The 22,453-nt window shown below is 70.1% G+C and carries 18 protein-coding genes and 1 riboswitch; of the genes, 5 read left to right on the top strand and 13 right to left on the bottom strand.

Annotated features, from left to right (window positions below; translation table 11 throughout):
* Positions 1 to 711: 711 nt before the first annotated feature.
* Positions 712 to 1,482, top strand: a complete 771-nt coding sequence (locus tag UA74_RS11535; RefSeq protein WP_083683130.1) for an HNH endonuclease family protein — start codon at positions 712 to 714, stop codon at positions 1,480 to 1,482.
* A gap of 241 nt (positions 1,483 to 1,723) precedes the next feature.
* Here the strand turns inward: UA74_RS11535 and egtD are convergent, their stop codons facing one another.
* Genes egtD through UA74_RS11515 form a run of 4 tightly spaced genes read right to left on the bottom strand, consistent with a single transcriptional unit; the run spans position 1,724 to position 6,233 of the window.
* Positions 1,724 to 2,701: an L-histidine N(alpha)-methyltransferase gene (gene egtD / locus UA74_RS11530; RefSeq protein ID WP_198042991.1), complete on the bottom strand. Its 978-nt coding sequence runs from the start codon at positions 2,699 to 2,701 to the stop codon at positions 1,724 to 1,726.
* The gene (locus UA74_RS11525; protein WP_157442208.1) at positions 2,698 to 3,648 is read right to left on the bottom strand and encodes a class II glutamine amidotransferase domain-containing protein; all 951 of its coding nucleotides are present in this window, start codon (positions 3,646 to 3,648) and stop codon (positions 2,698 to 2,700) included. Before UA74_RS11525 ends, egtD begins: the two co-directional genes overlap by 4 nt.
* Complete coding sequence (gene egtB, locus UA74_RS11520) at positions 3,649 to 4,989, bottom strand: ergothioneine biosynthesis protein EgtB (protein ID WP_075740251.1); 1,341 nt, start codon at positions 4,987 to 4,989, stop codon at positions 3,649 to 3,651.
* Positions 4,986 to 6,233, bottom strand: coding sequence for a glutamate-cysteine ligase family protein (locus UA74_RS11515; protein WP_075764355.1), 1,248 nt, complete (start codon positions 6,231 to 6,233; stop codon positions 4,986 to 4,988). The genes egtB and UA74_RS11515 overlap by 4 nt, the downstream gene beginning before the upstream one ends.
* Before the next feature lie 142 nt (positions 6,234 to 6,375).
* On the opposite strand from UA74_RS11515, the gene UA74_RS11510 reads away from it, so the two are divergent.
* A complete protein-coding gene (locus UA74_RS11510; protein WP_075740249.1) occupies positions 6,376 to 6,972 on the top strand; it encodes a TetR/AcrR family transcriptional regulator in 597 nt (198 codons plus the stop codon).
* A gap of 21 nt (positions 6,973 to 6,993) precedes the next feature.
* Here UA74_RS11510 and UA74_RS11505 read toward each other — a convergent pair whose 3' ends face one another.
* Positions 6,994 to 8,466, bottom strand: a complete 1,473-nt coding sequence (locus UA74_RS11505; RefSeq protein ID WP_075764353.1) for a peptide MFS transporter — start codon at positions 8,464 to 8,466, stop codon at positions 6,994 to 6,996.
* Positions 8,467 to 8,843: 377 nt separating this feature from the next.
* On the opposite strand from UA74_RS11505, the gene UA74_RS11500 reads away from it, so the two are divergent.
* The 3 genes from UA74_RS11500 to UA74_RS11490 all read left to right on the top strand — a co-directional run bounded on the left by UA74_RS11500 (position 8,844) and on the right by UA74_RS11490 (position 12,787).
* Positions 8,844 to 10,241: a hemolysin family protein gene (locus UA74_RS11500; protein ID WP_083683128.1), complete on the top strand. Its 1,398-nt coding sequence runs from the start codon at positions 8,844 to 8,846 to the stop codon at positions 10,239 to 10,241.
* The gene (locus tag UA74_RS11495; protein ID WP_075740247.1) at positions 10,238 to 11,299 is read left to right on the top strand and encodes a hemolysin family protein; all 1,062 of its coding nucleotides are present in this window, start codon (positions 10,238 to 10,240) and stop codon (positions 11,297 to 11,299) included. The genes UA74_RS11500 and UA74_RS11495 overlap by 4 nt, the downstream gene beginning before the upstream one ends.
* Before the next feature lie 405 nt (positions 11,300 to 11,704).
* Entirely contained in the window at positions 11,705 to 12,787 is a 1,083-nt protein-coding gene (locus UA74_RS11490; RefSeq protein WP_075764351.1) for a substrate-binding domain-containing protein, read from the top strand.
* A gap of 136 nt (positions 12,788 to 12,923) precedes the next feature.
* Here UA74_RS11490 and serS read toward each other — a convergent pair whose 3' ends face one another.
* From serS to UA74_RS11450, 8 genes are all read right to left on the bottom strand, one after another.
* A complete protein-coding gene (serS, locus tag UA74_RS11485) occupies positions 12,924 to 14,198 on the bottom strand; it encodes a serine--tRNA ligase (protein ID WP_075740245.1) in 1,275 nt (424 codons plus the stop codon).
* Positions 14,199 to 14,678: 480 nt separating this feature from the next.
* A complete protein-coding gene (gene gcvP / locus UA74_RS11480; RefSeq protein ID WP_075740244.1) occupies positions 14,679 to 17,600 on the bottom strand; it encodes an aminomethyl-transferring glycine dehydrogenase in 2,922 nt (973 codons plus the stop codon).
* A 226-nt stretch (positions 17,601 to 17,826) separates the two neighbouring features.
* A riboswitch (glycine riboswitch) is annotated at positions 17,827 to 17,929 on the bottom strand.
* Positions 17,930 to 18,022: 93 nt separating this feature from the next.
* Positions 18,023 to 18,589 carry a MerR family transcriptional regulator gene (locus UA74_RS11475; RefSeq protein WP_075740243.1) on the bottom strand — a complete coding sequence of 189 codons (567 nt, stop codon included), beginning with the start codon at positions 18,587 to 18,589 and terminating at the stop codon, positions 18,023 to 18,025.
* Between the two features lie 512 nt (positions 18,590 to 19,101).
* On the bottom strand, positions 19,102 to 19,578 hold the full coding sequence (locus UA74_RS11470) for a bifunctional nuclease family protein (protein WP_075740242.1): 477 nt from the start codon (positions 19,576 to 19,578) through the stop codon (positions 19,102 to 19,104).
* 148 nt (positions 19,579 to 19,726) lie between these two features.
* Complete coding sequence (ftsR, locus tag UA74_RS11465; RefSeq protein WP_198042990.1) at positions 19,727 to 20,455, bottom strand: transcriptional regulator FtsR; 729 nt, start codon at positions 20,453 to 20,455, stop codon at positions 19,727 to 19,729.
* Positions 20,452 to 20,913 (bottom strand): glycogen accumulation regulator GarA, encoded by a 462-nt coding sequence (garA, locus tag UA74_RS11460; protein WP_075740241.1) that lies wholly within the window; start codon positions 20,911 to 20,913, stop codon positions 20,452 to 20,454. The genes ftsR and garA overlap by 4 nt, the downstream gene beginning before the upstream one ends.
* A gap of 180 nt (positions 20,914 to 21,093) precedes the next feature.
* Entirely contained in the window at positions 21,094 to 21,486 is a 393-nt protein-coding gene (gcvH, locus tag UA74_RS11455) for a glycine cleavage system protein GcvH (RefSeq protein ID WP_075740240.1), read from the bottom strand.
* Between the two features lie 243 nt (positions 21,487 to 21,729).
* Complete coding sequence (locus UA74_RS11450) at positions 21,730 to 22,332, bottom strand: CDP-alcohol phosphatidyltransferase family protein (RefSeq protein WP_075743686.1); 603 nt, start codon at positions 22,330 to 22,332, stop codon at positions 21,730 to 21,732.
* Positions 22,333 to 22,453: the final 121 nt, after the last annotated feature.

The raw sequence follows: 22,453 nt of genomic DNA, 5'->3' as shown, positions 1-22,453 counted from the left end.
GCGGTGCAGGTAATTCCCGAAAAGGAAGTCGACCTCGCAATCATTCGCACCGCACCGCAGGCACGCTGCCCGACGCGCGTGACGACGTGGCACCACGACCGAGCAGGCGCGACGAACTCCGGGCCGCCGATCGCACGCGGGAGCCCGATCCCCGCCAACATGCGCCGAGGACCACCGGCCTCCGAACCGATCGTGCGCCCTCGCCCGAGCCTGCCCGACTAGTAGCCTGCTCGGCTCGAGCGAATCGATTCGGTGCGTCGCACGATGCCTCGTCGTGGCGGGCCGCCGTCGCCGCCAAGGAACGCGGCGGAGGCAGGCGGGGAGGAAGGCGGGGCGGGCCGTGTCGGCAATCGGCAGCGCGCTGCCGGGGCTCACCGATCGTGCTCGACGGTCCCGCTCGACGGTCCCGCTCGACGGTCCCGCTCGACGGTCGGCGTCGACCACGGTGACTCGGCTGGACGACCGGCCTGCGGCCCAGGCGGAGCGACGGCGCGCTCAGGCCGCCGGACGCGGCGGGCGATGCTACTCACCGTCACGGGTTCGTCGGCGTGGCCGCTGATTCTCCGCTCGTTATGGTGATCGCGAACAGGTCGCGACCGACTAGGGTTTCCCCGTGGATGAGCAGCGGCGAGACGGTCCGAACCCGCCGTCGATCGGCTGCGGCTCACCGGCTCGGACGATCCGTCGGCACTCACGTTCTGCGAGGAAGACATGACGCACGCCACCCGCCCGCACCCCGCGCTGCGGGACCCGGAACGCCTCCATCGCCGGTCACCGCGCGGTCTGTCCCGCCTCGCGGCAGTGCTGGCGACGGCGTCGATCGCCCTGGCAGGCTGCTCCGAGATCGCCGCCGACCTGTCCAGCGCGTTAGACGAACCGGCCGTGTCCGAGTCGGCGGGCCAGGACGCCGCCGATGCGGGCGGGCAGGACACCGAGGGCGGCGCGGGCACCGGAGACTCCGACGCGCCACGGCAGCTCGCCGAGCTCACCGTGGCGCCGGAGGGACCGATGACCGGCTACTCCCGCGAGCGCTTCCCGCACTGGTCGAGTCATGGCGACAACTGCAACACGCGCGAGGTCGTGCTGGAGCGCGACGGCACCGACGTCGTCGCCGACGACCAGTGTCGGCCGCAGTCGGGCACCTGGATCAGCGTGTACGACGACCAGGAGTTCACCGAGGCGGGCGATCTCGACATCGATCACACGGTGCCGCTGGCCGCCGCGTGGCGCAGCGGTGCCGCGGACTGGGACGAGGACCGCCGGGAGGCCTTCGCCAACGATCTGGACTCGCCGCAGCTCCTCGCGGTGTCGGCCTCGTCGAACCGCTCGAAGGGCGACCAGACCCCGGCCGACTGGCTGCCGCCCGCCGAGTCGTATCACTGCGTCTACGCCGAGGACTGGATCGCGGTGAAGCACCTCTACGAACTCACCGTCACCGAGGACGAGGCCGCCGCGTTGGAGGGCATGCTCGCCACCTGCTGACCGTTCGCCGCGAAGCCCGCGGGACACCGCAGGACACTGCGGGAGGAGGACATCTCACGCCAGAACCGCCGAGCGGCGCTCGGGACTGCCGTCCGCAGGCGGCTTGCGGCGCCCCGTCGTCGAAAAGCCTGCGGCGCGCCGCAGGCCTCGGTTCGCCGACCCGCGAACGGGCTCGGAGCCTGCACCGTCCTCGGGTGACTCCGAGCCCGTCGCGGGGCAGCAGGGCAGGCGGCGGGGAGGACTACTCCGCCTCGGCCAGGCTGACCGCGAACCGGTCCGCCGGGTCGGTCCACTGTCGATGGAGTCGGAATCCCGCGGCCCGCAGCTCGGCCGCCACGCCGTCGGGCCGGAACTTGGCCGACACCTCGGTCCGGATCTCCTCGCCCGCCGAGAAGTCGATCGTCAGGTCCAGCGCTCCGATGTGCACGGTGGACGCCTCCGTCGCCCGCAGGCGCATCTCGATCCACTCCTGGTCCGGGTCCCAGTGCGCGACGTGAGCGAAGAGCCCGAGATCGAAATCGGCGTCCAGCTCGCGGTTGAGCACCCGCAGCACGTTGCGGTTGAACTCGGCCGTCACTCCCTGCGGGTCGTCATAGGCCGCGATCAGGGTCTTGGTCGGCTTCACGAGATCGGTGCCCAGCAGCAGCCACTCGCCCGGACGCAGCACCGCTCTGGCCTCGGTCAGGAAGGCCGACCGCTCGGCGGGCAGCAGGTTGCCGATCGTGCCGCCGAGAAACGCGAGAAGCCGTCGTTCACCGTCGGGCAGGGTGCCCAGGTGGCGCGTGAAGTCGCCGACGATCCCGTGCACCTCGAGATCGGGATAGTCGGCGGCGATCTCCGAGGCCGACTCCCGCAACGCGGTCGTCGAGACGTCGAAGGGCACGAAACGCCGCAGCGCGCCCTGTTTTCCCATGGCGTCGAGCAGCAGCCGGGTCTTCTCCGCGGCTCCGGAGCCCAGCTCGATCAGCGTGTCCGCCACGACGATCTCGGCGATGTCCATCGCCGCACCCTGCAACGCGGCGCGCTCGGAGCGCGTCGGGTAGTAGTCCGGCAGCCGGGTGATCTCCTCGAAGAGCTCGCTGCCCCGCGCGTCGTACAGCCACATCGAGGAGAGCCTGCGCTCGGCAGCGGTCAGGCCCTCGGCGACCTCGGCGCGCAGGCCGCCTGCCGCCGCGGCCTCGTCGAGGTGTACGTCGATGTGCGGAATGTTCACGGTCATCCTCTCGATGGCACCGATATCGGGTGTATCGGCGTGATCTCGACCCCGTCACGGGTGGCGACGAGCAGTCGTGCGTCCGGCACTTCGGCCCAGCCCTCGTCCTCGTCCAGCGGCTCGGAGGCCACCACGAGGCGACCGGGAGCGTGCTGCACGAAGAGCGAGTGCGTCCAGGTGGTGGCGATGACCGTCACACCATCGGTGAGCAGCAGGTTCAGCCGCGCCCCCGGTACCGAGGCGCCCACCTCGCCGACCAGGTCGCGCACCGCGTCGGCAGGGGCTTGGCCCGCATCGAGTCTGGCACGCAGCAGAACCCACAGCAGTGCGGAGTCCGTGGCCCTCGCCGTCAGCAGCGCCGCAGGGGACAGCCCCTCGACGAGCCCCGTCGCGCAGCCGGGCCAGCCTGGCAGCACTCCGTTGTGACTGAACAGCAGCGGGCCGTGCCGGAAGGGCGCGCAGGCCTCCTCGCTGATCGGCATCCCGACGGTCGCCGAGCGGACGGCGGCCATGGCGGCTCCCGTCCGGACCACCGTGGCGATCTCGGCGAAGCCGTGGTCGTTCCAGACGGGCCCGGTACGCCGATAGCGCAGCGGCGAGTCGACCGGGCGAGCGACAGGCGCCGTGCCTGCCTCCGCCGCGACGGTCTCCCCTGCACACTCCTTCGCGCGGGCGGTCTCTGCTGCGCCCGGCTTCGCCGGGACGGTCTCTGCTGCGCCCGGCTCCGCCGGCACAACACCCGCTGCGCCCGGCTCCGCCGGCACAACACCCGCTGCGCCCGGCTTCGCCGGGACGGTGGGAAACCAGCCGACCCCGAAGCCGTCCACGTTGACGGTGCCGCCTTGGCGCATCATCGTCGGCGCCCAGGCCTGCCGTGCCAGGGAGTTGGCACCGTCGAACATCAACTCGGCCAAGGACACGGGCGGGCCGAGATAAGCCAGATGACGACACACTCAGGATCGCTCCGCCCGTGCGGCGTCCCTGGCGCATCGGAAGCCCGCGAAGATCTGCCTGCGGATCGGATGGTCCCAGTTGCGGAAGGAGGCGCGCGCCATCGACGTGTCCGTGCCGAAGGAACCACCGCGCAGCACCTGATATCCGCCGTCGAGGAACACCTCGGAGTACTCGCGATAGGGGAAGGCAGCGAAGCCGGGATGAGCGGTGAAGGTCGAGGACGTCCATTCCCAGACGTCGCCGACGAGCTGGTGCACCCCGGCCGGGGTGGTGCCCTGGGGATACGCGCCGACGGGTGCCGGGCTCAGGTGGCGCTGGCCGAGATTGGCGTGGTGCTCGGTCGGTGCCTCGTCGCCCCACGGATAGCGCCGGGATCGCCCGGTGACGGGATCGTGCCGAGCGGCCTTCTCCCACTCCGCCTCGGTGGGCAGCCGCCGACCGGCCCAGCGGGCATAGGCCTCGGCCTCGTGCAGGCAGACGTGGACGACCGGCTCCTCGGCGGGCACCGGCTCGGTCACCCCGAAGCGGCGACGCCACCAGGTGCCGTCGGAGTCGCGTTCCCAGAACAACGGCGCCCGCAGCTCGGCCTGCTGCCGATGGGCCCAGCCCGCCTCGGTCCACCACTCCCGACGGTCATAGCCGCCCTCGGCGATGAACTCGGCGTAGGCGGCGTTGGTCACGGGAGCAGCGTCGAGATAGAAGGAGTCCACCAGCACGGTGTGCGCGGGCCGTTCGTTGTCCAGTGCCCACGGGTCGGAGTCGGTGCCCATGGTGAAGGGGCCGCCGGGAATGAGGACCTCGCGCGCCGTGGGCGGGAGGATCGACGGCGGCGGCGCCGGGGCGTGCAGCACCGGCTCGCCTGTACGGAGCTGATGGGTGGCCAGCATCGTCTCGTCGTGCTGCTGCTCGTGCTGGACGATCATGCCGAAGGCGAATCCGTCGGCCACCAGCCGTCGGCCGCGCAGCGGCGTGCGGTCCAGCACGTCCAGTGTCTTCTCCCGAACGCCGCGCACATAGCCCCGTGCCTCCGCGGGGCTCAGCAGCGGCAGTGCCGGACGATCCGCCCTGGCATGTTGGAAGGCGTCGTACAGCTCGTCGATGTCGCTGCGGAGCGGGACGAGGCCGCCCACGTCGCGAACGAGCCAGAGCTCCTCCTGATTGCCGATGTGGGCGAGGTCCCACACAAGCGGGGACATCAGCGGCGAGTGCTGGCGGGTGAGGTCGGCGTCGTCGACGCTGTCGGTCAGCGCGAGGCTCCGTCGTCGGGTGCGGTCGAGTTCGGCCGCGATCGCCGCACGCAGGACGTCCTCGCCCGTGGTGAAGAAGTCCGTCGTCGTCATGCCCCGTCCTCTCCGAAGTCCAGTGCCGCCCCCACCGCGCGTCGCTGAGCGACCTCGACGATCTCGGCGAGCAGGTCGGCGGGCAGGTCGAGCCCGCTCAGCGCGGCGCAGCCCAGGTCCAGCAGCTTCGGGACCGCTCGGGCCAACGGCGGATCGGCCAGCCCGTCCCGCGCTGCGGGCACCCAGCGGCGGGCGACCGGGGCGGCCAGCTCTGCCGCCCGCGCCACCGTCTCCGGCCGGGCGAACAACGCGATGAGCAGCAGAGCGGGCACGACCCAGGCCTGCCCCGCCTGCGTGTCCAGGTACCGCACCTCCAGGTACCCGCGCGGGCGTACCGGGGGGAACAGTGTGGTGAGGTGATAGTCGAGATCATCGAGGCTGGGCGGCGGCGCCAGCGAACCGGCGATCCAGTCGGCGAACCGCACGGGCACGGCAACGTCCCAGGGGCCGTCGGCGCGACGGACACAGATCGCCGGAGTGTCCAGCGTCCGCCGGGCCCAGGCCCCGGCCGGGTCGCCGTCCGGACGGCCCGGCCGGACACGGATCGGGTCGGTGGCGAACAGCGACCTCATCCGCGCCGAGGCCCAGCTTCCCGCGACTCCCTCGGCCTGCCGGGAGTTGGCGAAGGCGGCGATGAACACCGGGCCGAGCGCGTGCAGCGCGGACCAGCGCAGTGGGGCCTGCTCGACCTCGCCCGCGTCAAGGCAGACCTGAAGCCCTGCCGTGTTGCACATCATGGTCTTCCCGCCGGGCCCGATCCGATCGAAGGCTCGCTCCATGGCGTCGTAGCGGGGGGTGTGCAGCAGTCGCGTCGGGGAACGCCACGGGTCGATGCCGCGGGTTCCCAGTCGGAGGTCTCGGCTGCCGAGGAGATCGACCAGCAACGCGATGTCGCCGTCGACGATCTCGACGAGGCGGCGCGGACTGCGTTGGGGAAGACAGGAGATCTCGACCTGGCCGCCCGGCTCGACGGTGACCGCCGAGCCGCTGGGCAGTGGGAGATGCGGACTGTCCGGAACGAGGGTGGTGGGGGCGTGTGCGCCCAGTGCCGAGGCCAGCTCCCGCAGGTCGAGGGGGCGGCGCGGGTCGGCGCGGTGGTGAACGGTCCATTCGAGTTCGACGCCTGCCAATGCTGGCGGCCCGTGTTTGAAGCAGACCGACGCCACGTAGGCTTCCGCCTCCACGCGACTGCGAATCCGGGCCGCGCCCACGGCCTCCGACGGCGGACTCTGCGACAGCGTCATGCCCTCACCTCAGCCTGTTCGGGAGTCTCGACGCTACTCCCGTGCGGGGCGCGTCGCAGATTCATCGCCCGTCCGTACCAATGGACACCCAAGACGTACGTACGTGTTGGATTTTCCTCGGGAGCACTGCGACGATCTCCCCATGCCACGCGTCACCCAAGATCATCTCGACGCCCGCCGACGCCAGATCCTGGACGGCTCGCGGACGTGCTTCACCCGGCACGGGTACGAGGGCGCCACCGTCCGGCGTCTCGAAGAGGCCACCGGTCTGTCGCGGGGCGCCATCTTCCACCACTTCCGTGACAAGGAGTCGTTGTTCCTGGCATTGGCCGAGGACGACGCCCATCGGATGGCCGAGGTGGTGGCCGAGCAGGGGCTGGTGCAGGTGATGCGAGACCTCATCGCGGTGCCTGCGGGCGCAGAGGAGCCCGATCACCCGGCCTACTGGCTTGGCACGCGCCTGGAGGTCTCCCGGCGGCTGCGCACCGACCACGAGTTCCGAGCGCGCTGGGCCGAACGGTCGCAGGAACTGACGGCGGCGACGCGGGCGCGACTGTCTCGGCAGCACGCGGCGGGCAAGCTTCGTGACGACGTCGAGGTGGACGTGCTCACCGCGTACCTGGAGCTGGTCCTCGAGGGCCTGGTGTCTCACCTGGCCAAGGGCCTGTCCGCCGAGGCGATGGGGCCGGTGCTGGACCTGGTGGAGGAGTCCGTCCGTCGCCACCGGGCGACCGAGTGAGTCGACGGGAGCGGGGCCGAGTCACCGGACGCCGTGCATCCGCCTGCGGATGATCGGGGTGCTGACGGCGAGCAGGACCCCGAGCAGCACGGCCAGTCCGCCGAGGACGCCGAAGTACAGCAGTTCGGTGTCCGGCGAGTAGAGACCGACGATCTGGGCTCCGATGCCGGAGCCCGCGGCGAGCGAGAGGAAGAACAGGCCGACCATCTGCGCAGAGAAGGCGGCAGGCGCGAGCTTGGTGCTGACCGACAGCCCCACCGGAGAGAGCATCAGCTCTCCGCAGGTCATCACGACCAGCGCCACGGCGGGCCAGAGCGGCGCGACCTCGGCGCCGTCCCCCGTGGTGCTCGCCACCATCATCACCAGGAACGACAGTCCGACGAAGAAGACTCCGCCCGCGAACTTGCGCGGGGTGCCGGGCTGGCGATCGCCCAGCCGCGTCCACACCGTGGCGAACACCGGGGCGAGCAGGATGATCGCCACCGGATTCACCGACTGGAACCAGCCCGGCGGGATGTCGAACCCGCCGAGGGAGAGGTTCACCCTGCTGTCGGCGAAGGCGGCGATCACGGTGGCCTGCTGCTCGAAGAGCATCCAGAAGACGACGCTGGTGAGGAAGAGCGGGATGAAGGCGAGCACTCGATCCCGTTCGACCGGGGTGATGCGGCTGCACAGGATCACCGTGAAGTAGACGATCGGCAGCAGCACCGAGAGCAGGCTCAGCACGGCGACGAGCCCCGTCATGGTGAAGCGGCCGGTGAACAGGATGAACAGCACGACGACGACCGCGACCGCGAGGGGCGGGCCGACCCTGGCGACGAGCCTGCGTCGATCGACCGCCGTGAGCGGGTTGCTCGGTCGCCGCCCCTCCTCGCCGAGATGCCGCCTGCCCAGCACGTACTGCAGGAGCCCGAGCGCCATGCCCGCCGCCGCGAGCCCGAAGCCGAGGTGGAAGTCGACCCGCTCCGCAGCCAACGAGGTGAGCAGCGGGGCGAGGAAGCTGCCCAGGTTGATGCCCATGTAGAAGATCGAGAAGCCTGCGTCACGTCGCTCGTCGGCCGGGCCGTAGAGGGTCCCGACGATCGCGGAGACGTTCGACTTCAGCAGGCCCGTCCCGACGATGATCAGGCTGAGCCCCGATCCGACGCCCGCGAGCCCGGGGACCAGCGCAAGCACGAGGTGGCCGATCATGATCAGGATGCCGCCGTAGAGCACCGATCGCTGAGTGCCCAGGAGGCGATCCGCCACCCAGGCGCCGACGACGCTTGCCATGTAGACGGCGGAGCCGTAGGCCGCCACCAGCGCCAGCGCGGTGGCCTGGTCCACGCCGAGGCCGCCCTCGGTCACCGAGCGATAGAGGTAGAACGCCAGAATCGCTCTCATCCCATAAAATGAGAATCGCTCCCACATCTCAGTGAAGAACAGCGTCGCCAGCCCGCGCGGATGACCGAAGAAACCCCGCTCGGCGGGCTCGGCCCGCTTGTTCTCCGTCACGCCGCTCCCCACCTGCCGCGGCCCCCGACGAGGCGCTCCCGCAGGCTGACATTACGCCGAACGGCGGCTTGCGCCGAGGGCGACACACCTGCTTCGCCAGCGTCCGATCGGGATCAATCGCCCAGACGTCGGCCCGCCACTAGGCCGTTCGGCGCTGTGCTGACCGGGCCAAGCCCTACAATGAGCGTTCCGAATCCCCGACGGACCTCGACGTGCCGCGTGCCGACACCTCGGGCGCGAACGTCTCCGAACGTCGGCCTAGGTGAAAAAGGAGTGAAGACTTCCGTGCAGAAGGCGGAGTCACCCGGCAGCAGTAGCGAGCCGGGCGAAGATCCCGGCTGCCAGACCGTCCCGCGCGCCCCGCAAGGGTGCGCCCGGTGAACGAGATTCTGATCAACATCCTGCTGTTGTCATTGGTCGTTCTACTCACCGCAGGCACCTTCATCTGCGTCGCGGCCGAGTTCGCACTCACCTCGCTGGAGCGAAGCACCATCGACACCCATGTCGCCGAGGTCGGCGACAAGCGGGCGAAGATGGTCCAACACGCACATCGGACCCTGTCCTTCCAGCTCTCGGGTGCTCAACTCGGCATCACCGTCACCACTGTCACCACGGGTTTCCTCGCACAACCCGCGATCGGTGATCTCCTCGGCCCCCTTCTCGGCGGGATCGGACTGTCCGATTCCGCCGCGACGGGAGTCTCCGTCGTCCTGGCACTGGTGGTGGCCACCTCGCTGTCCATGCTGTTCGGCGAGCTGGTGCCCAAGAACCTGGCCATCGCCAGGCCGTTGGAGACCGCTCGAGCGGTGACCGGCATCTACTCGTGGTTCACCCGCCTGTTCCGCGGGCTGATCAACCTGGCCAACAACGGTGCGAACGCACTCGTGCGCAAGCTCGGCGTCGAACCTGCCGACGAGCTGCGCTCCGCGCGCTCCCCGGAGGAACTCGGCTCCATGGTCCGATCCAGCGCGGAGCAGGGGACCATGGATGCGGGAACCGCCAGTCTGCTGGACCGCTCGCTGCGCTTCGGCGACCGGACGGCGGGCGAGCTGATGACGCCGAGGGTGCGCATCGCCGCGCTCACGGCGGAGTCGACGGCGGTCGACCTGCTGGAGATCGCCCACCGGACCGGTTTCTCCCGATTCCCGGTCCACGGAGGCGACCTCGACGACGTGCGCGGGGTGGTGCACGTCAAGCAGGCGTTCACCCTGCCGCCGGCCGAACGGGCGGCGACGCTCGTCGCCTCGCTGGCCAGGCCGGTGCCGAGCGTGCCCGACTCATTGGAGGGCGACACACTGCTCGACCGGCTGCGTGGTTCCGGGCTCCAGCTCGCGCTCGTGGTCGACGAGTACGGCGGAACCGCCGGACTGGTCAGCTTCGAGGACGTGATCGAGGAGATCATCGGCGACGTGCGTGACGAGCACGATCGCCGCGAGATCTCTCCGATCCGACCGATGGGCGATCAGACCTGGGTGGCCTCCGGCCTGCTCCGGGACGACGAGCTCGCCGAGGCGACCGGGTTGCAGATCCCGGAGGGCGACTACGACACGCTCGCGGGCTTCGTGCTCGATCGGCTCGGCCGGATTCCCGACGTCGCCGACGAGGTCCGGCTGGACGGCTGGCTGCTCACCGTCCTGCGGATGGACCGCAGGCGGATCGCCGAGCTTCGCGTCGCCAGAGTCGCCGAGTCCGACGACTCCGGCGACCGCCACGCAGGCGAGCGGGCCGACGTCGCCCACGCCACAGCGCAAGACAGTGAGAGGGGTACCCGATGAGCGACGGAATGGCCGTGCTCGTCGCGGTGCTCCTGCTGGTGTTGAACTTCTTCTTCGTGGGTGCCGAGTTCGCCCTGCTGTCCTCCCGTCGCGACCGGCTGGAAGGCCTGGCCGAACAGGGACACAAGCGGGCGAAGACGGTGATGAAGGCAGGCAAGGAGATCTCGCTGATGCTGGCGGGAGCACAGCTGGGCATCACCATGTGCACCGTGGGACTGGGTGCGCTCGGTGAGCCCGCCGTGGCTCATCAGCTGGAGCGGGTGCTCGAGCCCCTCGGCGTTCCCGAGGTGCTGCTGCACCCGATCGCCTTCGTGATCGCGTTGTCGTTGATCAACATCCTGCACATCATGCTCGGTGAGATGGTGCCGAAGAACCTCGCCATCGCCGCACCGGAGAAGATGGCGATGTGGCTAGTTCCCGCACACGTGGGCTTCGTGCGGGTCACCAGGCCGCTCATCGGGACGTTCAACATCGCGGCGAACGGGATTCTGCGGTTGATGAAGGTGGAGCCGAAGGACGAACTCGCCTCCGCCTACACGGCGCAGGAGATGACCAACCTGTTCGCGGAGTCACGACGCGAGGGCCTCTTGGAGGACTCGGAGCACCGGAGGCTGGCCAAGACGCTGTCCTCCGCCGAGCGGACCGTGGGCGACGTCCTGGTGCCGGTGGCGGAACTGACCACGATCCCGGAGCACCCGAGCATCGGCGACGTGGAGCAGGCCGTCTCCAGCACCGGGTTCTCCCGGTTCCCCGTGCAGGCAGGCGACGGACGTCTGGTCGGTTACCTACACGTCAAGGACGTGCTGGAACAGGCCGACGCCGACCGCAGCGCGCCGGTGACGGCGGGCCGCGTCCGCAGCCTGCCCGAGCTGCCCGCGAACATGCGGTTGGACGAGGCACTGACCACGCTGCGTCGGGCGCACAGTCACCTGGCCGCGGCGGTGGGCGCCGAGGGCGAGGTGCTGGGCGTCGTGGCGTTGGAGGACCTGGTCGAGGAGTACGTCGGCACCGTCCGCGACGGCACTCACGTCAGGAGCATCCCGCGCCCGGCGAACTGATCATCGGTTCGATCGGATCATGACCGGTGAAGGGGTGCCTGATTGCGGGCACTCCTTCACCGTTTCTCGCCGAGACTCGTGGCAGGCCGACCACATCGCGTCGTCGAGTCGTCGGGACGCAGCAAAGGATCACGGCTGGGTGAGGGCACCTCCGTAAGGATCTTGACCGGAATCCCTCACCTGTTAGCGTAGCTTTCGGCCGAGCGGGCGGGGACCCGCTCTCACCAGTCCGTTCTCGTTACTTAGCGAAAACAACTTTCGCTCTTCTGCGTGAAGGGGAGCCGAATGGCTCGACACCGTGGTTCAGGACTCAGACTCCGCGGAGTAGCAGGGTGGCCCCTTGCGGTCATCGCGGTTCTCCTGATCTCGACGCTCGGATACGTCGGCTGGTCCTCTCTCGGCGCGATGGTCGAGCGACGTGCCGACGCCGAGGCGGCGAGCTGCCCGCAGGGTGATCAGACACTGCGCATCGCCGCCGAGGACTCGATGGCCGCCCCGCTCATCGAGTCGGCCCAGGAGTGGAGCGCGACGCGACCGGTCGTACAGGACTACTGCATCAGGGTCGAGGTGACCACCCATCGCTCCGCCGACGTGCTGCGGGGACTCGTCGACGACTGGGACGAAGCCGAGCACGGCGCGCGCCCCGACGCGTGGGTGCCCGACTCGCTGCGCTGGGTGCAGCAGCTCTCCGAACAGCGCGGCGACCTGATCGGCTCCCAACCGCTGGTGTTGGCCACGAGCCCGATCCTGCTCGGCATGTCGGAGCCCGCCGCCCACGCCGTGCGCCTGCACGGCGGTCTGCGCTGGTCGGAGGTGTCCGACCTGGTCGAGGAGCCCTCGGGCTGGAGCCGCTTCGAGCAGGACGCCTGGGGCCGGTTCGTGCTGGTGCTGCCCGACCCGGCGACCAACCCGGCGACCGGGCTGGCGCTGGAGGGCGTGCTCGCGGGTCCGGACGCAACCGGGCCGGTGACCTCCGAGGCCCTCGCGGAACAGGGTGCCCAGGACACCCTGGGGCGGCTGTGGCGCAACGAGCCGAGGGAGGTGCCCCCGACCACCCGCGAGGCGCTGACCGTGCTGGGCCGGACGACCGATCCCGGCGCCGAGGCCTTCCACGCCGCCCCGGTCGCCGAGGTGGATCTCTACCGCCGCAATCTCGGCCTCGACGGCGACCAGGCCCCCCAGACCCCGATCGCGGGCTTCATGCCCGGCGGCGCCAACCCACGCGTCGAGTACCCCCTGGTCGCGATCAACGGCGGCGAGCGGGACACCACCCTCAGCCGGGCGACACAGCAGTTCGGCGAGTTCCTCCGGCACCGTGACCAACAGCGCGTACTGGCCGAGGCGGGCTTTCGGGTGACCGCAGTGATGTACTACCCGAACCCCGCGCCCGGCGTCCGCTGGAGCACGCCGGACGCCAATCTCGCCTCGGCCGACGGCCCGACCAGCCAGGAACTGATCGAGTCCTGGCACGGCCAGGCCGAGCGCTGAGCGCTCTCCCCGACCCGCACCGGACACGGTCACGACGCTGCGACCGCCAGGCCGCCGACCAGCCACGCAGGCCGACCCGTGTCAGCCCGGTCGGGTCGGCGCCGCGCGCGTGGCAGGCCGTGCGGAGCCGACCTCGTCAGGGCCGCAGGACGTCCGTGCCGAGGAACGGCACCAGCGCCTCTGGAACGCGCACCGAGCCGTCGGCCTGCTGGTTCTGCTCCAGGATCGCCACCATGGTCCGGCCGACAGCCAGGCCCGAGCCGTTCAACGTCGCGGCCAGGCCCCGCCTGCCGTCCTTGGTCCTGGTCCGAATGCCCGCGCGTCGAGACTGGAAGACGCCGCAGTCCGAGACGCTGGAGATCTCGCGATACCGGCCCTGGCTGGGCAGCCACACCTCGATGTCGTAGGTGAACTGCGCCGAGAAGCCGATGTCACCGGCGGGCAGCGCCACCACCCGGTAGGCGAGCCCGAGCCTGCGCAGGCACTCCTCGGCGTGGGAGAGCATCAGTCTGAGCTGCGCGTCGGACTCCGCAGGCTCGCAGAAGCGGACCAGCTCGACCTTCGAGAACTGGTGCATCCGGATCAGGCCTCGGGTGTCTCGGCCGTAGGAGCCCGCCTCCGACCGGAAGCACGGGGTGTGCGCCGTGTAGGCGAACGGCAGCTCCTCGGTGGCGAGGATCTCGTCGGCGTGCAGGTTCAGCAGCGGGACCTCGGCGGTCGGAACCAGGAACAGCTCCCGATCGGCGACGCCGGTGGCGAAGAGGTCGTCCTGGAACTTCGGGAGCTGCCCGCTACCCGTCAACGCCGCCCGATTGGCCAGGGCAGGCAAGCCGAACTCGGTGTAGCCCTGTTCCTCGGTGTGCAGGGTGAGGAAGAAGTTCGCCAGCGCACGCTCCAGCCGGGCGCCGACGCCCTTGAGCACCACGAAGCGCGGGCCTGCCAGCTTCGTCGCCCGGGGGAAGTCGAAGATCCCGAGCCGCTCGCCGACGTCGACGTGGTCGGCGGGCTCGAAGTCGAACTCGGGCTGTTCGCCCCACGTGCTGACCAGTTCGGCGAACTCGTCGGTGGCACCGTCGGGCAGCCGGTCGTCCGGAAGGTTGGGAATGCCGAGCATCCACTCGGTGAGTTCGGCGTCGAGGCGCTGATGCTCCTCCTCCGCCTCGGCGATGCTGCCCTTGAGCCCCTTGGCGTGCTCCCGCAGCGCGGTGATGTCCTCGCCGCGCTTGGCCGCCTGGCCGACCGAGGCGGCGACCTTCTTCGACTCGGCGCGGGCCTCGTCGGCACGCTGGATGGCGGAGTTCCGGGCGGAGAGGAGCGTCTCCAGTCGCGTCAGGTCAAGCTGGTAGCCACGTCGTGCGAGCTTGCGCACGGCGTCGGTGGCCGGATCGAGCAGAACGCGCGGGTCGTGCATCTCTTCAAAGCTCCATCGCCGGGATTCGGGTCATCACCGGTCGGCCGTCGGAGGTACGACGCCGCCGATCACACGGTCTTGTGATCCTGACAGCCTAACCGTCGCCGACGCACCCGATTTCTCCCCCGCGCCGCACCCCTCCTCCCGTCGGGAGCAGCCGGATCGGCTGACGTCACCTGCCGTCCGGCAGCCGGTCACGCCGACGACTCGGCCTGCCCTGTCCGCGAGACGTGGACGGTCCGGGCGAGAAACCTCGGGCCGGGCCCGTCGGGCGACGCCGGCGAGGGCAGCCGGGAGAACCTACGCCGGGGCGCGGAGCGGAGACCGGCCGCTCCGGCGGCACGTCTCCTGTGCTGCGGGAGCTGCGGGCTCCCCGGAGCCGGCGAGCCTCGTCCGGTGGATCGACGGCGAGACTCCGGGCGCCCGACACGGCACGAAGCCGCCGGGCGCCCGGTCGCACTCGCGCGGAGCAGGCCCGGCTCAGCCCTGGTATGCCTCCAACGGCGGGCAGGAGCACACCAGGTTGCGGTCGCCGCGAGCCCCGTCGATCCGCCGCACCGGCGGCCAGATCTTCTGACTGCCGTGCCCCGCCGGGTACACCGCCTCCGCGCGGCTGTACGGGTGCGACCACTCGCCGGTCAGGCACTCGGCCGTGTGCGGCGCATTGCGCAGCGGATTGTCCTCGGCGGGCCACTCCCCCGCGCCGACCCGATCGATCTCGGCCCGGATCGCGATCATCGCGGCGCAGAACCGGTCCAGCTCCGCGAGGTCCTCGCTCTCGGTCGGCTCGACCATCAACGTGCCGGGAACCGGGAAGGACATCGTGGGGGCGTGCAGCCCGTAGTCGGCGAGCCGCTTCGCGACGTCGTCCACCGTGACGCCGGTGGCCTTGGTGAGACCACGCAGATCGAGGATGCACTCATGGGCGACGAATCCGCCCTGGCCGGTGTAGAGGACCGGGTAGTGCTCGGCGAGTCGCCGGGCCACGTAGTTCGCCGCGGCGACGGCGGTCAGCGTGGCCTGTCGAAGCCCGTCCGCGCCCATCATCCGCACGTACGCCCAGGAGATCGGGAGAATCGCGGCGCTGCCCCAGGGTGCCGCGCTGACCGGCCCGACGACCCCGCCTGCGGGACCGGCCGAGGGCTGGAGCGGGTGCCCCGGCAGGAATCGCGCGAGATGCTGTCGAACTCCGACGGGCCCGACGCCGGGGCCGCCGCCGCCGTGGGGGATGCAGAAGGTCTTGTGCAGGTTGAGGTGCGAGACGTCGGCGCCGAACCGGCCGGGCCGCGCCAGCCCGATCAACGCGTTGAGGTTCGCCCCGTCCACGTACACCTGGCCGCCCGCGTCGTGCACCAGCGCACACACCTCGCGGACCGTGTTTTCGTAGACGCCGTGCGTGGACGGGTAGGTGATCATGATGGCGGCGAGGTCGTCCCGATGGACGTCCACCAGCGTCCGCAGACTGTCCAGGTCGACGTTGCCCGCGTCGTCACAGGCCACGACCACGACCCGCATCCCGGCCATCACCGCGCTCGCGGCGTTGGTGCCGTGGGCGCTGGCCGGAATCAGGCAGACCTCACGCCGGGGCTCGCCCCGGTCCAGGTGGTAGGCACGGATCGCCAGCAGCCCGGCGAACTCCCCCTGGCTGCCGGCGTTGGGCTGCATGCTGACCGCGTCATAGCCGGTGATCTCGGCCAGCCAGCGCTCCAGGTCGCCGACGATCGACAGCAGGCCCGCCGCGTCGTCGGCAGGCGCGAAGGGGTGCAGCTCGGCGAACTCGGGCCACGTGATGGGCTCCATCTCGGCCGTGGCGTTCAGCTTCATGGTGCAGGACCCGAGCGGGATCATGCTCCGGTCCAGGGCCACGTCCTTGTCGGAGAGCGATCGGAGGTACCGCAGCAGGGCCGTCTCCGAGCGGTGCCGATGGAACACCGGGTGGGTGAGGAAGTCCTCGGTGCGACGCAGCCCTTCCGGCAGTGCGTCGGGCGTGGCGGCGTCCAGTTCGTCGACGTCGATCGCGTCCACGTCCACCCCGAAGGCCCGCCACACCGCGTCGAGGTGCTCGAGGGTGGTCGTCTCGGAGCAGGAGATCCCCACCTGATCGGCGTCGACGCGACGGAGGTTCAGTCCGAGATCACGAGCGGCGGCGACCACCTGGTCCGCGCGGCCGGGAACCCGGACGCACAGCGTGTCGAAGAACGCGTCATGGACGAGGTCGTGACCACCGCCGCGCAGACCCTCCGCGACCACGGCCGCCATCCGATGGGCCCGCTCGGCGATCCGACGCAGCCCTTCCGGGCCGTGGTAGACGGCGTACATCGCCGACACCACGGCGGGCAGCACCTGGGCGGTGCAGATGTTGCTGGTGGCCTTCTCCCGGCGGATGTGCTGTTCCCTGGTCTGTAGGGCGAGTCGATACGCGGGCGCGCCGTCGGCGTCGACGCTCACGCCGACCAGCCTGCCGGGGAGCTGCCGCTCCAGGCCCTTGCGGACCGCCAGATAACCGGCGTGCGGCCCGCCGAGGCACATCGGGAAGCCGAATCGCTGGGCGGTCCCCACCACCGCGTCCGCACCGATCGAGCCCGGCGAGCGCAACAGGACGAGGCTGAGCAGGTCGGCGGCCACCACGGCCATCGCGCCCCGCCGATGTGCCTCGGCGATCAGATCCTCCTGGTCCACGACGCGCCCGGAGGCGCCGGGATAGGACAGCAGCAGCCCGAAGAGGTCGCCGTCCGGCAGGCTGCCCGAGCCGAGATCGGCCTCGACGATCTCGATGCCCAGCGGCTCGGCCCTGGTCCGCAGGACGGCGAGCGTCTGCGGCAGGGTGTCGGAGTCGACGACGAAACGGGTTGAACGGGACCGGCCCGCCCGGCGGATCAGTGTCATCGCCTCGGCCGCCGAGGTCGCCTCGTCGAGCATCGAGGCGTTGGCCACCGGAAGCCCGGCCAGGTCGGAGACCATCGTCTGGAAGTTGAGCAGGGCCTCGAGGCGGCCCTGCGAGATCTCCGGCTGGTACGGCGTGTACGCGGTGTACCAGGCCGGGCTCTCCAGCACGTTGCGCCGGATCACCGGCGGGGTCACCGTGCCGTGGTAGCCGAGGCCGATCATCTGGGTGTACACCCGGTTCAGGGAGGCGCGGTCCCGCAGTTCACGCAGCGCGACGGTTTCGCTCGCGGCCGAGGGCAGCGTCGAGTCCGTCGCCTCGTCCCGGATGGCCTCGGGCACCGCGCGGTCGGCGAGATCCGCCAGCGAGTCGACGCCGATGACCGCCAGCATCCTGGCCAACTCGGCGGGCCGTGGCCCGATGTGCCGTTCGGTGAAGGGGATGCCCTGTTCGAGGACGGACAGGGCGGGTCGTTCGGAGCTGGCCCGCTCGCGGGGCCGGTGCGCGGAGATCGTCATGGCCGAACCTCAGGACTCGGGAGCGATGGCCTCCCACCACGGGCGGTGTGAGGTGTTGTCCTCCCCCTCTGTCCTCACCCGAGGAGAGTCCTCGTTCGAGGACCACGGGCGCCTGAGAGCTTCGTCCGGCTCGGCCGCGCCGGACTTGCACCGTCGGCGGGGCAGCACGGCGAAGACCGGCCTCGGCGGCCGTGCCTCGCCTCGCGTACCCGCTTTCCAGAGGCGTCTGTCCCGTGCGGTCCCTGCTGCCTGAGAGGTTCCGGGGAGGAGTTGCTCCTTCGGCGCCGAACCACCCGTCCGGGTGATGCGGACTCTCCCGCACGAGGTTCGGGTCACGCTGGGGAATCGGTCGAACAGCCCCGGTGCGACCCTGACGACTACGCGCAAAGGCTACCCCGAGGAGCCGCGCCGAACCCACGGACTCAACCGGTGCGCCGGTCCCGACGCCTGCGGGCCAGCTCGTCCTCGTCCGGTTCGAGCGTCGCCACACCGTCGGCTCGCTCGGCGGGGAACTCGTGGATGGTGCCGCTGATCTCCCGCATGGCTCCGCTCACGGCGATGCCGAAGACGCCCTGACCGCCCTGGAGGAGATCGACGACCTCTTCCGGAGAGGTGCACTCGTAGACGGTGGTCCCGTCGCTGAACAGCGTGATCCGCGCCAGATCCGGCACACCCCGGCGCCGCAGGTGTTCGACCGCGACCCGGATGTTCTGCAGGGAGACCCCGGTGTCCAGCAGTCGCTTGACCACCTTGAGCACCAGGATGTCCTTGAAGGAGTACAACCGTTGACTGCCGGAGCCGTGGGCGCTGCGGATGGACGGACCGACCAGGCCCGTTCGCGCCCAGTAGTCGAGCTGCCGATAGGTGATGCCCGCGATCTGACAGGCGGCCGCCCCGCGATAGCCGACCAGTTCGTCCGGCAGCGACTCGTCGGGAAACAGCTCGCCCTGTTCACCGGAGGTCGACCAGACCGGCGAATCCTCAGTCACGCCTGCCTCCTCTCGTGCGGCCGTTGAAGGCCGACGACGATGCGCCTCATGATCGCCTGCACGTCCCGAGACCGCCATGATGACCTGAAGGGGTGCTCCAGATGACATCCGTCTGACCACGACCGTAAGACCGTGGTGAGGACAGGTCAACGCGACGCGCGGAGCCGCCGAGCGACGTGTGACGCGCCGATGGCAGACCATGGCCGATAAGCGCCGATCACGGTGCGATCCGGCCGAGAGGCGGTGGCCGGAGCCGACCGGGAGTCGACGGGAGCGCCTCCGGACGGCACAGGAGCCCTCGCGGCAGCGTCGACGGTCTCGGCGACACCGCAGGCCGACGGGCGACGCCGGTCGGTGGGCGCGGGACGGCGGAGGTGCGGCTCCGAACGAGAGTGGCGAGACCAGGTGTTCGCGGTGTTCCACCGACGACGCAGGCGACAGCGCCACGACGAGGCTCGGATCGGCAGACGATGTTCCGGCAGGCAGGCGGGCAGCAGGAGCCCCCGACTCACTCAGGTGTCCGCGCCTCGGAAGTCCTCCGGGGAGACCGAGTCGAGGAACTCGCGGAACTTCTCGACCTCGTCCTCCTGCTCGTCCGGGATGATCAGGCCCGCCTCGGCGAGCACCGACTCGTCCGCGTGGATCGGCACCCCGATGCGCAACGCCAGTGCCACCGAGTCACTCGGGCGCGCCGAGACCCGGATGTCGCCGTCGAACACCAGCTCGGCGAAGAAGGTGCCCTCCTGGAGGTCGGTGATCCGCACCTGCTCCAGATCTCGGCCGAGGGCCCCGATGACGTCCTTGAGCAGGTCGTGTGTCAGGGGCCTCGGCGGGCGGACACCCTGTTGTTCCAGCGCGATCGCGGTGGCCTCCACCGAACCGATCCAGATCGGCAGGTACCGCTCGCCTTCGGTCTCACGCAGTAGCAGAATGGGTTGGTTTGCGGGCAGTTCCACCCGTACGCCCACGACGCGCATCTCACTGCTCATCGGGTCTCGCCTCCTCCCGCGAACCACACCACGACGTCACACCATCGAGGATCGCCTGCCGTCGTCTTCGACGCTACCCGCGATGAGCGCAATACGCTTCTCATTCTCGGCGAACGAGAAGCAGACCGATACCGGCCCGCGACCGAGTTCATCGTCCGATCACATCACGCAACCCGGTCTTGACCAGCAGCGCGTGCAGCCGGACCGATAAGGCCGCCAGTTCACGCAGCGTCTCCTCGGCCCGCGCGCCCGCGTCGGGGTCGCGCTGTCTGGCGATCGGCGTCGCCGCCTGGGCCAGCAGATCGACCTGTCGATCCGCCGAACTGCGCAGGGCGCGGAGATGCCGGGGCTCGATGCCGAAGGCGGTGACCGCACGGACCGTGCGGGCGATCTCCACCGCGTCCGGGTCGTAGAACCCGGCCTGCCCCGGCCTCACCAGCCCGTACTGCTCCATCTCCGCGAGCAGCGCCGGTGTGATGCCTGCGGCTGCCAGCATCTCCTCCCTGGTCAACCGCATCTCGCCACCACTCGCGAAGTCCGACGCTCTCGGCAATCCATGACCTGTGACGCCCTTGGGCGCCCGCCCTGCCTCAGGCAGGGCCAGCTCGACTCCTCGGTCGGCAGCCACCAGCTGTTCCTTGATCACTTTGAGTGGCAGGTAGTGGTCACGCTGCGCACTGAGGACGAACCGCAGTCTCTCGACGTCCTGTTCGCTGAACTGTCGGTAACCGGTCTGAGTACGTGCCGGGCGGACGAGGCCTTCGGATTCGAGGAATCGAATCTTCGAGATGGTCACCTCAGGGAAGTCGGCACGAAGCTGCGAGAGCACCATGCCGATGCTGAGGGCACCGCGCTCGGACCGCCCGGCCGCGGTCACCGTGGTTCCTGACCCCCGGACACGCCGGACAGGAACACCAGTCGGAACTTGCCGATCTGCACCTCGTCGCCGCTGGCGAGCACCGCCGTGTCCACCGGCTCGCGGTTGACGTAGGTGCCGTTCAGGCTGCCCACGTCGACGACGACGAACTCGCCGCCTTCGCGACGGAACTCCGCGTGTCGCCGCGAGACCGTGACGTCATCGAGGAAGATGTCACTGTCCGGATGCCTGCCTGCGCTGGTCGTCTCCCGGTCGAGCAGGAATCGGGAGCCCGCGTTGGGCCCCCGCTTGACGACGAGCAGTGCCGACCCGGAGGGAAGTGCGTCGATGCCGGAGACCGCAGGCTCCGGTGCGGCATGCTCGGGATTCTCGACCTCACTGAGGAAGTCGGCCCGGAAGACGGAGGTCTGTTCCGGGGACCGCTCCGGCGGAACGCCGGGCCCGTCGTTCGTGCTCACCTGAGCTCTCCTCCTGCTGAATAAACGATGCCAAGCTCGTCTCAAACTACCTTGCCGATCAGAGCGCACGTGGCCCGACTCCCGAGATCAGGTTGTTCACCATGGACGTCCGCCGTCGGTCGACGGCGGCTGAAGCACCCCGTCGCCGTCGGTCGACGGCGACAGAAGGACAGACCGCCGTCACTCCTGGCCGGCGATCAGCTCGCTGTACCCGTCGGCGTCGAGAAGCTCCTCGAACGCCTTCGGGTCGGCGAGTCTTACCTCGATCATCCACCCTGCCCCGTAGGGGTCGGAGTTGACCAGCTCCGGGCTCTCCTCCAGCTCGTCGTTCCTCGACACCACCTCGCCGGTCACCGGCGCGAAGACGTCGGAGACGCTCTTGGTGGACTCGACCTCGCCGATGGTCTCCCCCTGCGAGATGTTCTCTCCCACCTGGGGAAGCTGGACGAACACCACGTCGCCGAGCTGCTGCTGCGCGTAGTCGGTGATGCCGATGCGCACTGTGTCCTGGTCGCCCGACGCGAGCCACTCATGGTCCTGGGTGAAGCGCAGCTCCTGAGGAACCGACGACATCCTGCCTCCGATCGAAACTCTCCTTCGGCGTGACCGTCCACTGTGTACGGACGGACGGTGACGCGCCAGGGACTACTTCCGCCACTCGACGGCGAGGCCGTCGGCATCACTGCCCCGCCCGCCGAGTGTCAGCATCATCCTGCCAAGTCCGCCGCACGCCCACACAGGGCCGTCCCCGGAAATCATGCCCGACGGGATCGATTCCGACTGCGCGGGAGCCCCGTTGAGGCGTCATCGCCGCGCTCAGGCCGCCACGTCGCCCGGCGCGGAGCTGCGCAGGCGCCGAATCGCCCCGCCGAACTGGATCAGATACAGCGCACCGGACCAGAGGTAGAGCAGGCAGCCCCAGGCCGTGAACGCGAGGCCGAACGGGCTGGCGATCGCCGCGAAGGCGGAGTCGCCCTCGGCGAGCAGCAACAGGGGAAACGCGTAGAGCAGGGTGAAGGTGGCCGCCTTGCCCAGGTAGTGCACCTGCGGCGGCCCGAAGCCGTGGTGTCTGAGCATCAGCAGCGCGGCGACGAGCACGATCTCCCTGGCGACCAGGACGGCGACCAGCCACCAGGGGACGATCCCCCTGATCATGAACGCCACGAGCGTCGACAAGATGTAGAGCCGGTCCACGGAGGGATCGAGCAGTGCCCCGAGCGCGCTCGACTGATTCAGCCAGCGGGCGATCTTGCCGTCCAGCCAGTCCGTGATCCCGCTGAACACCAGGACCAGCAGCGCGAGCATGTCGTACTGCGGACCGAGCAGCAGCCACAGGAACAGCGGCACGCCCACCAGCCTGAGCAGGCTGAGCAGGTTGGGCACGGTGAGGAGCCGGTCGTTGCGGATCGCGTTCCAGATGCCGTCGCCGAACTCCGGGCCGAGAAAGGCCTCCGCCCCGCTGCGCCTGGCGATGCCGGTATCGCCGCCCACTACGCCTCCCCTGCGTCACCCCAGACGACGACAGGCGTCCCCTCTCACC

This window comes from Actinoalloteichus fjordicus, assembly GCF_001941625.1.
In the GTDB taxonomy this organism is placed as follows: domain Bacteria; phylum Actinomycetota; class Actinomycetes; order Mycobacteriales; family Pseudonocardiaceae; genus Actinoalloteichus_A; species Actinoalloteichus_A fjordicus.
This window is presented reverse-complemented; position numbering and strand designations above follow the sequence as displayed.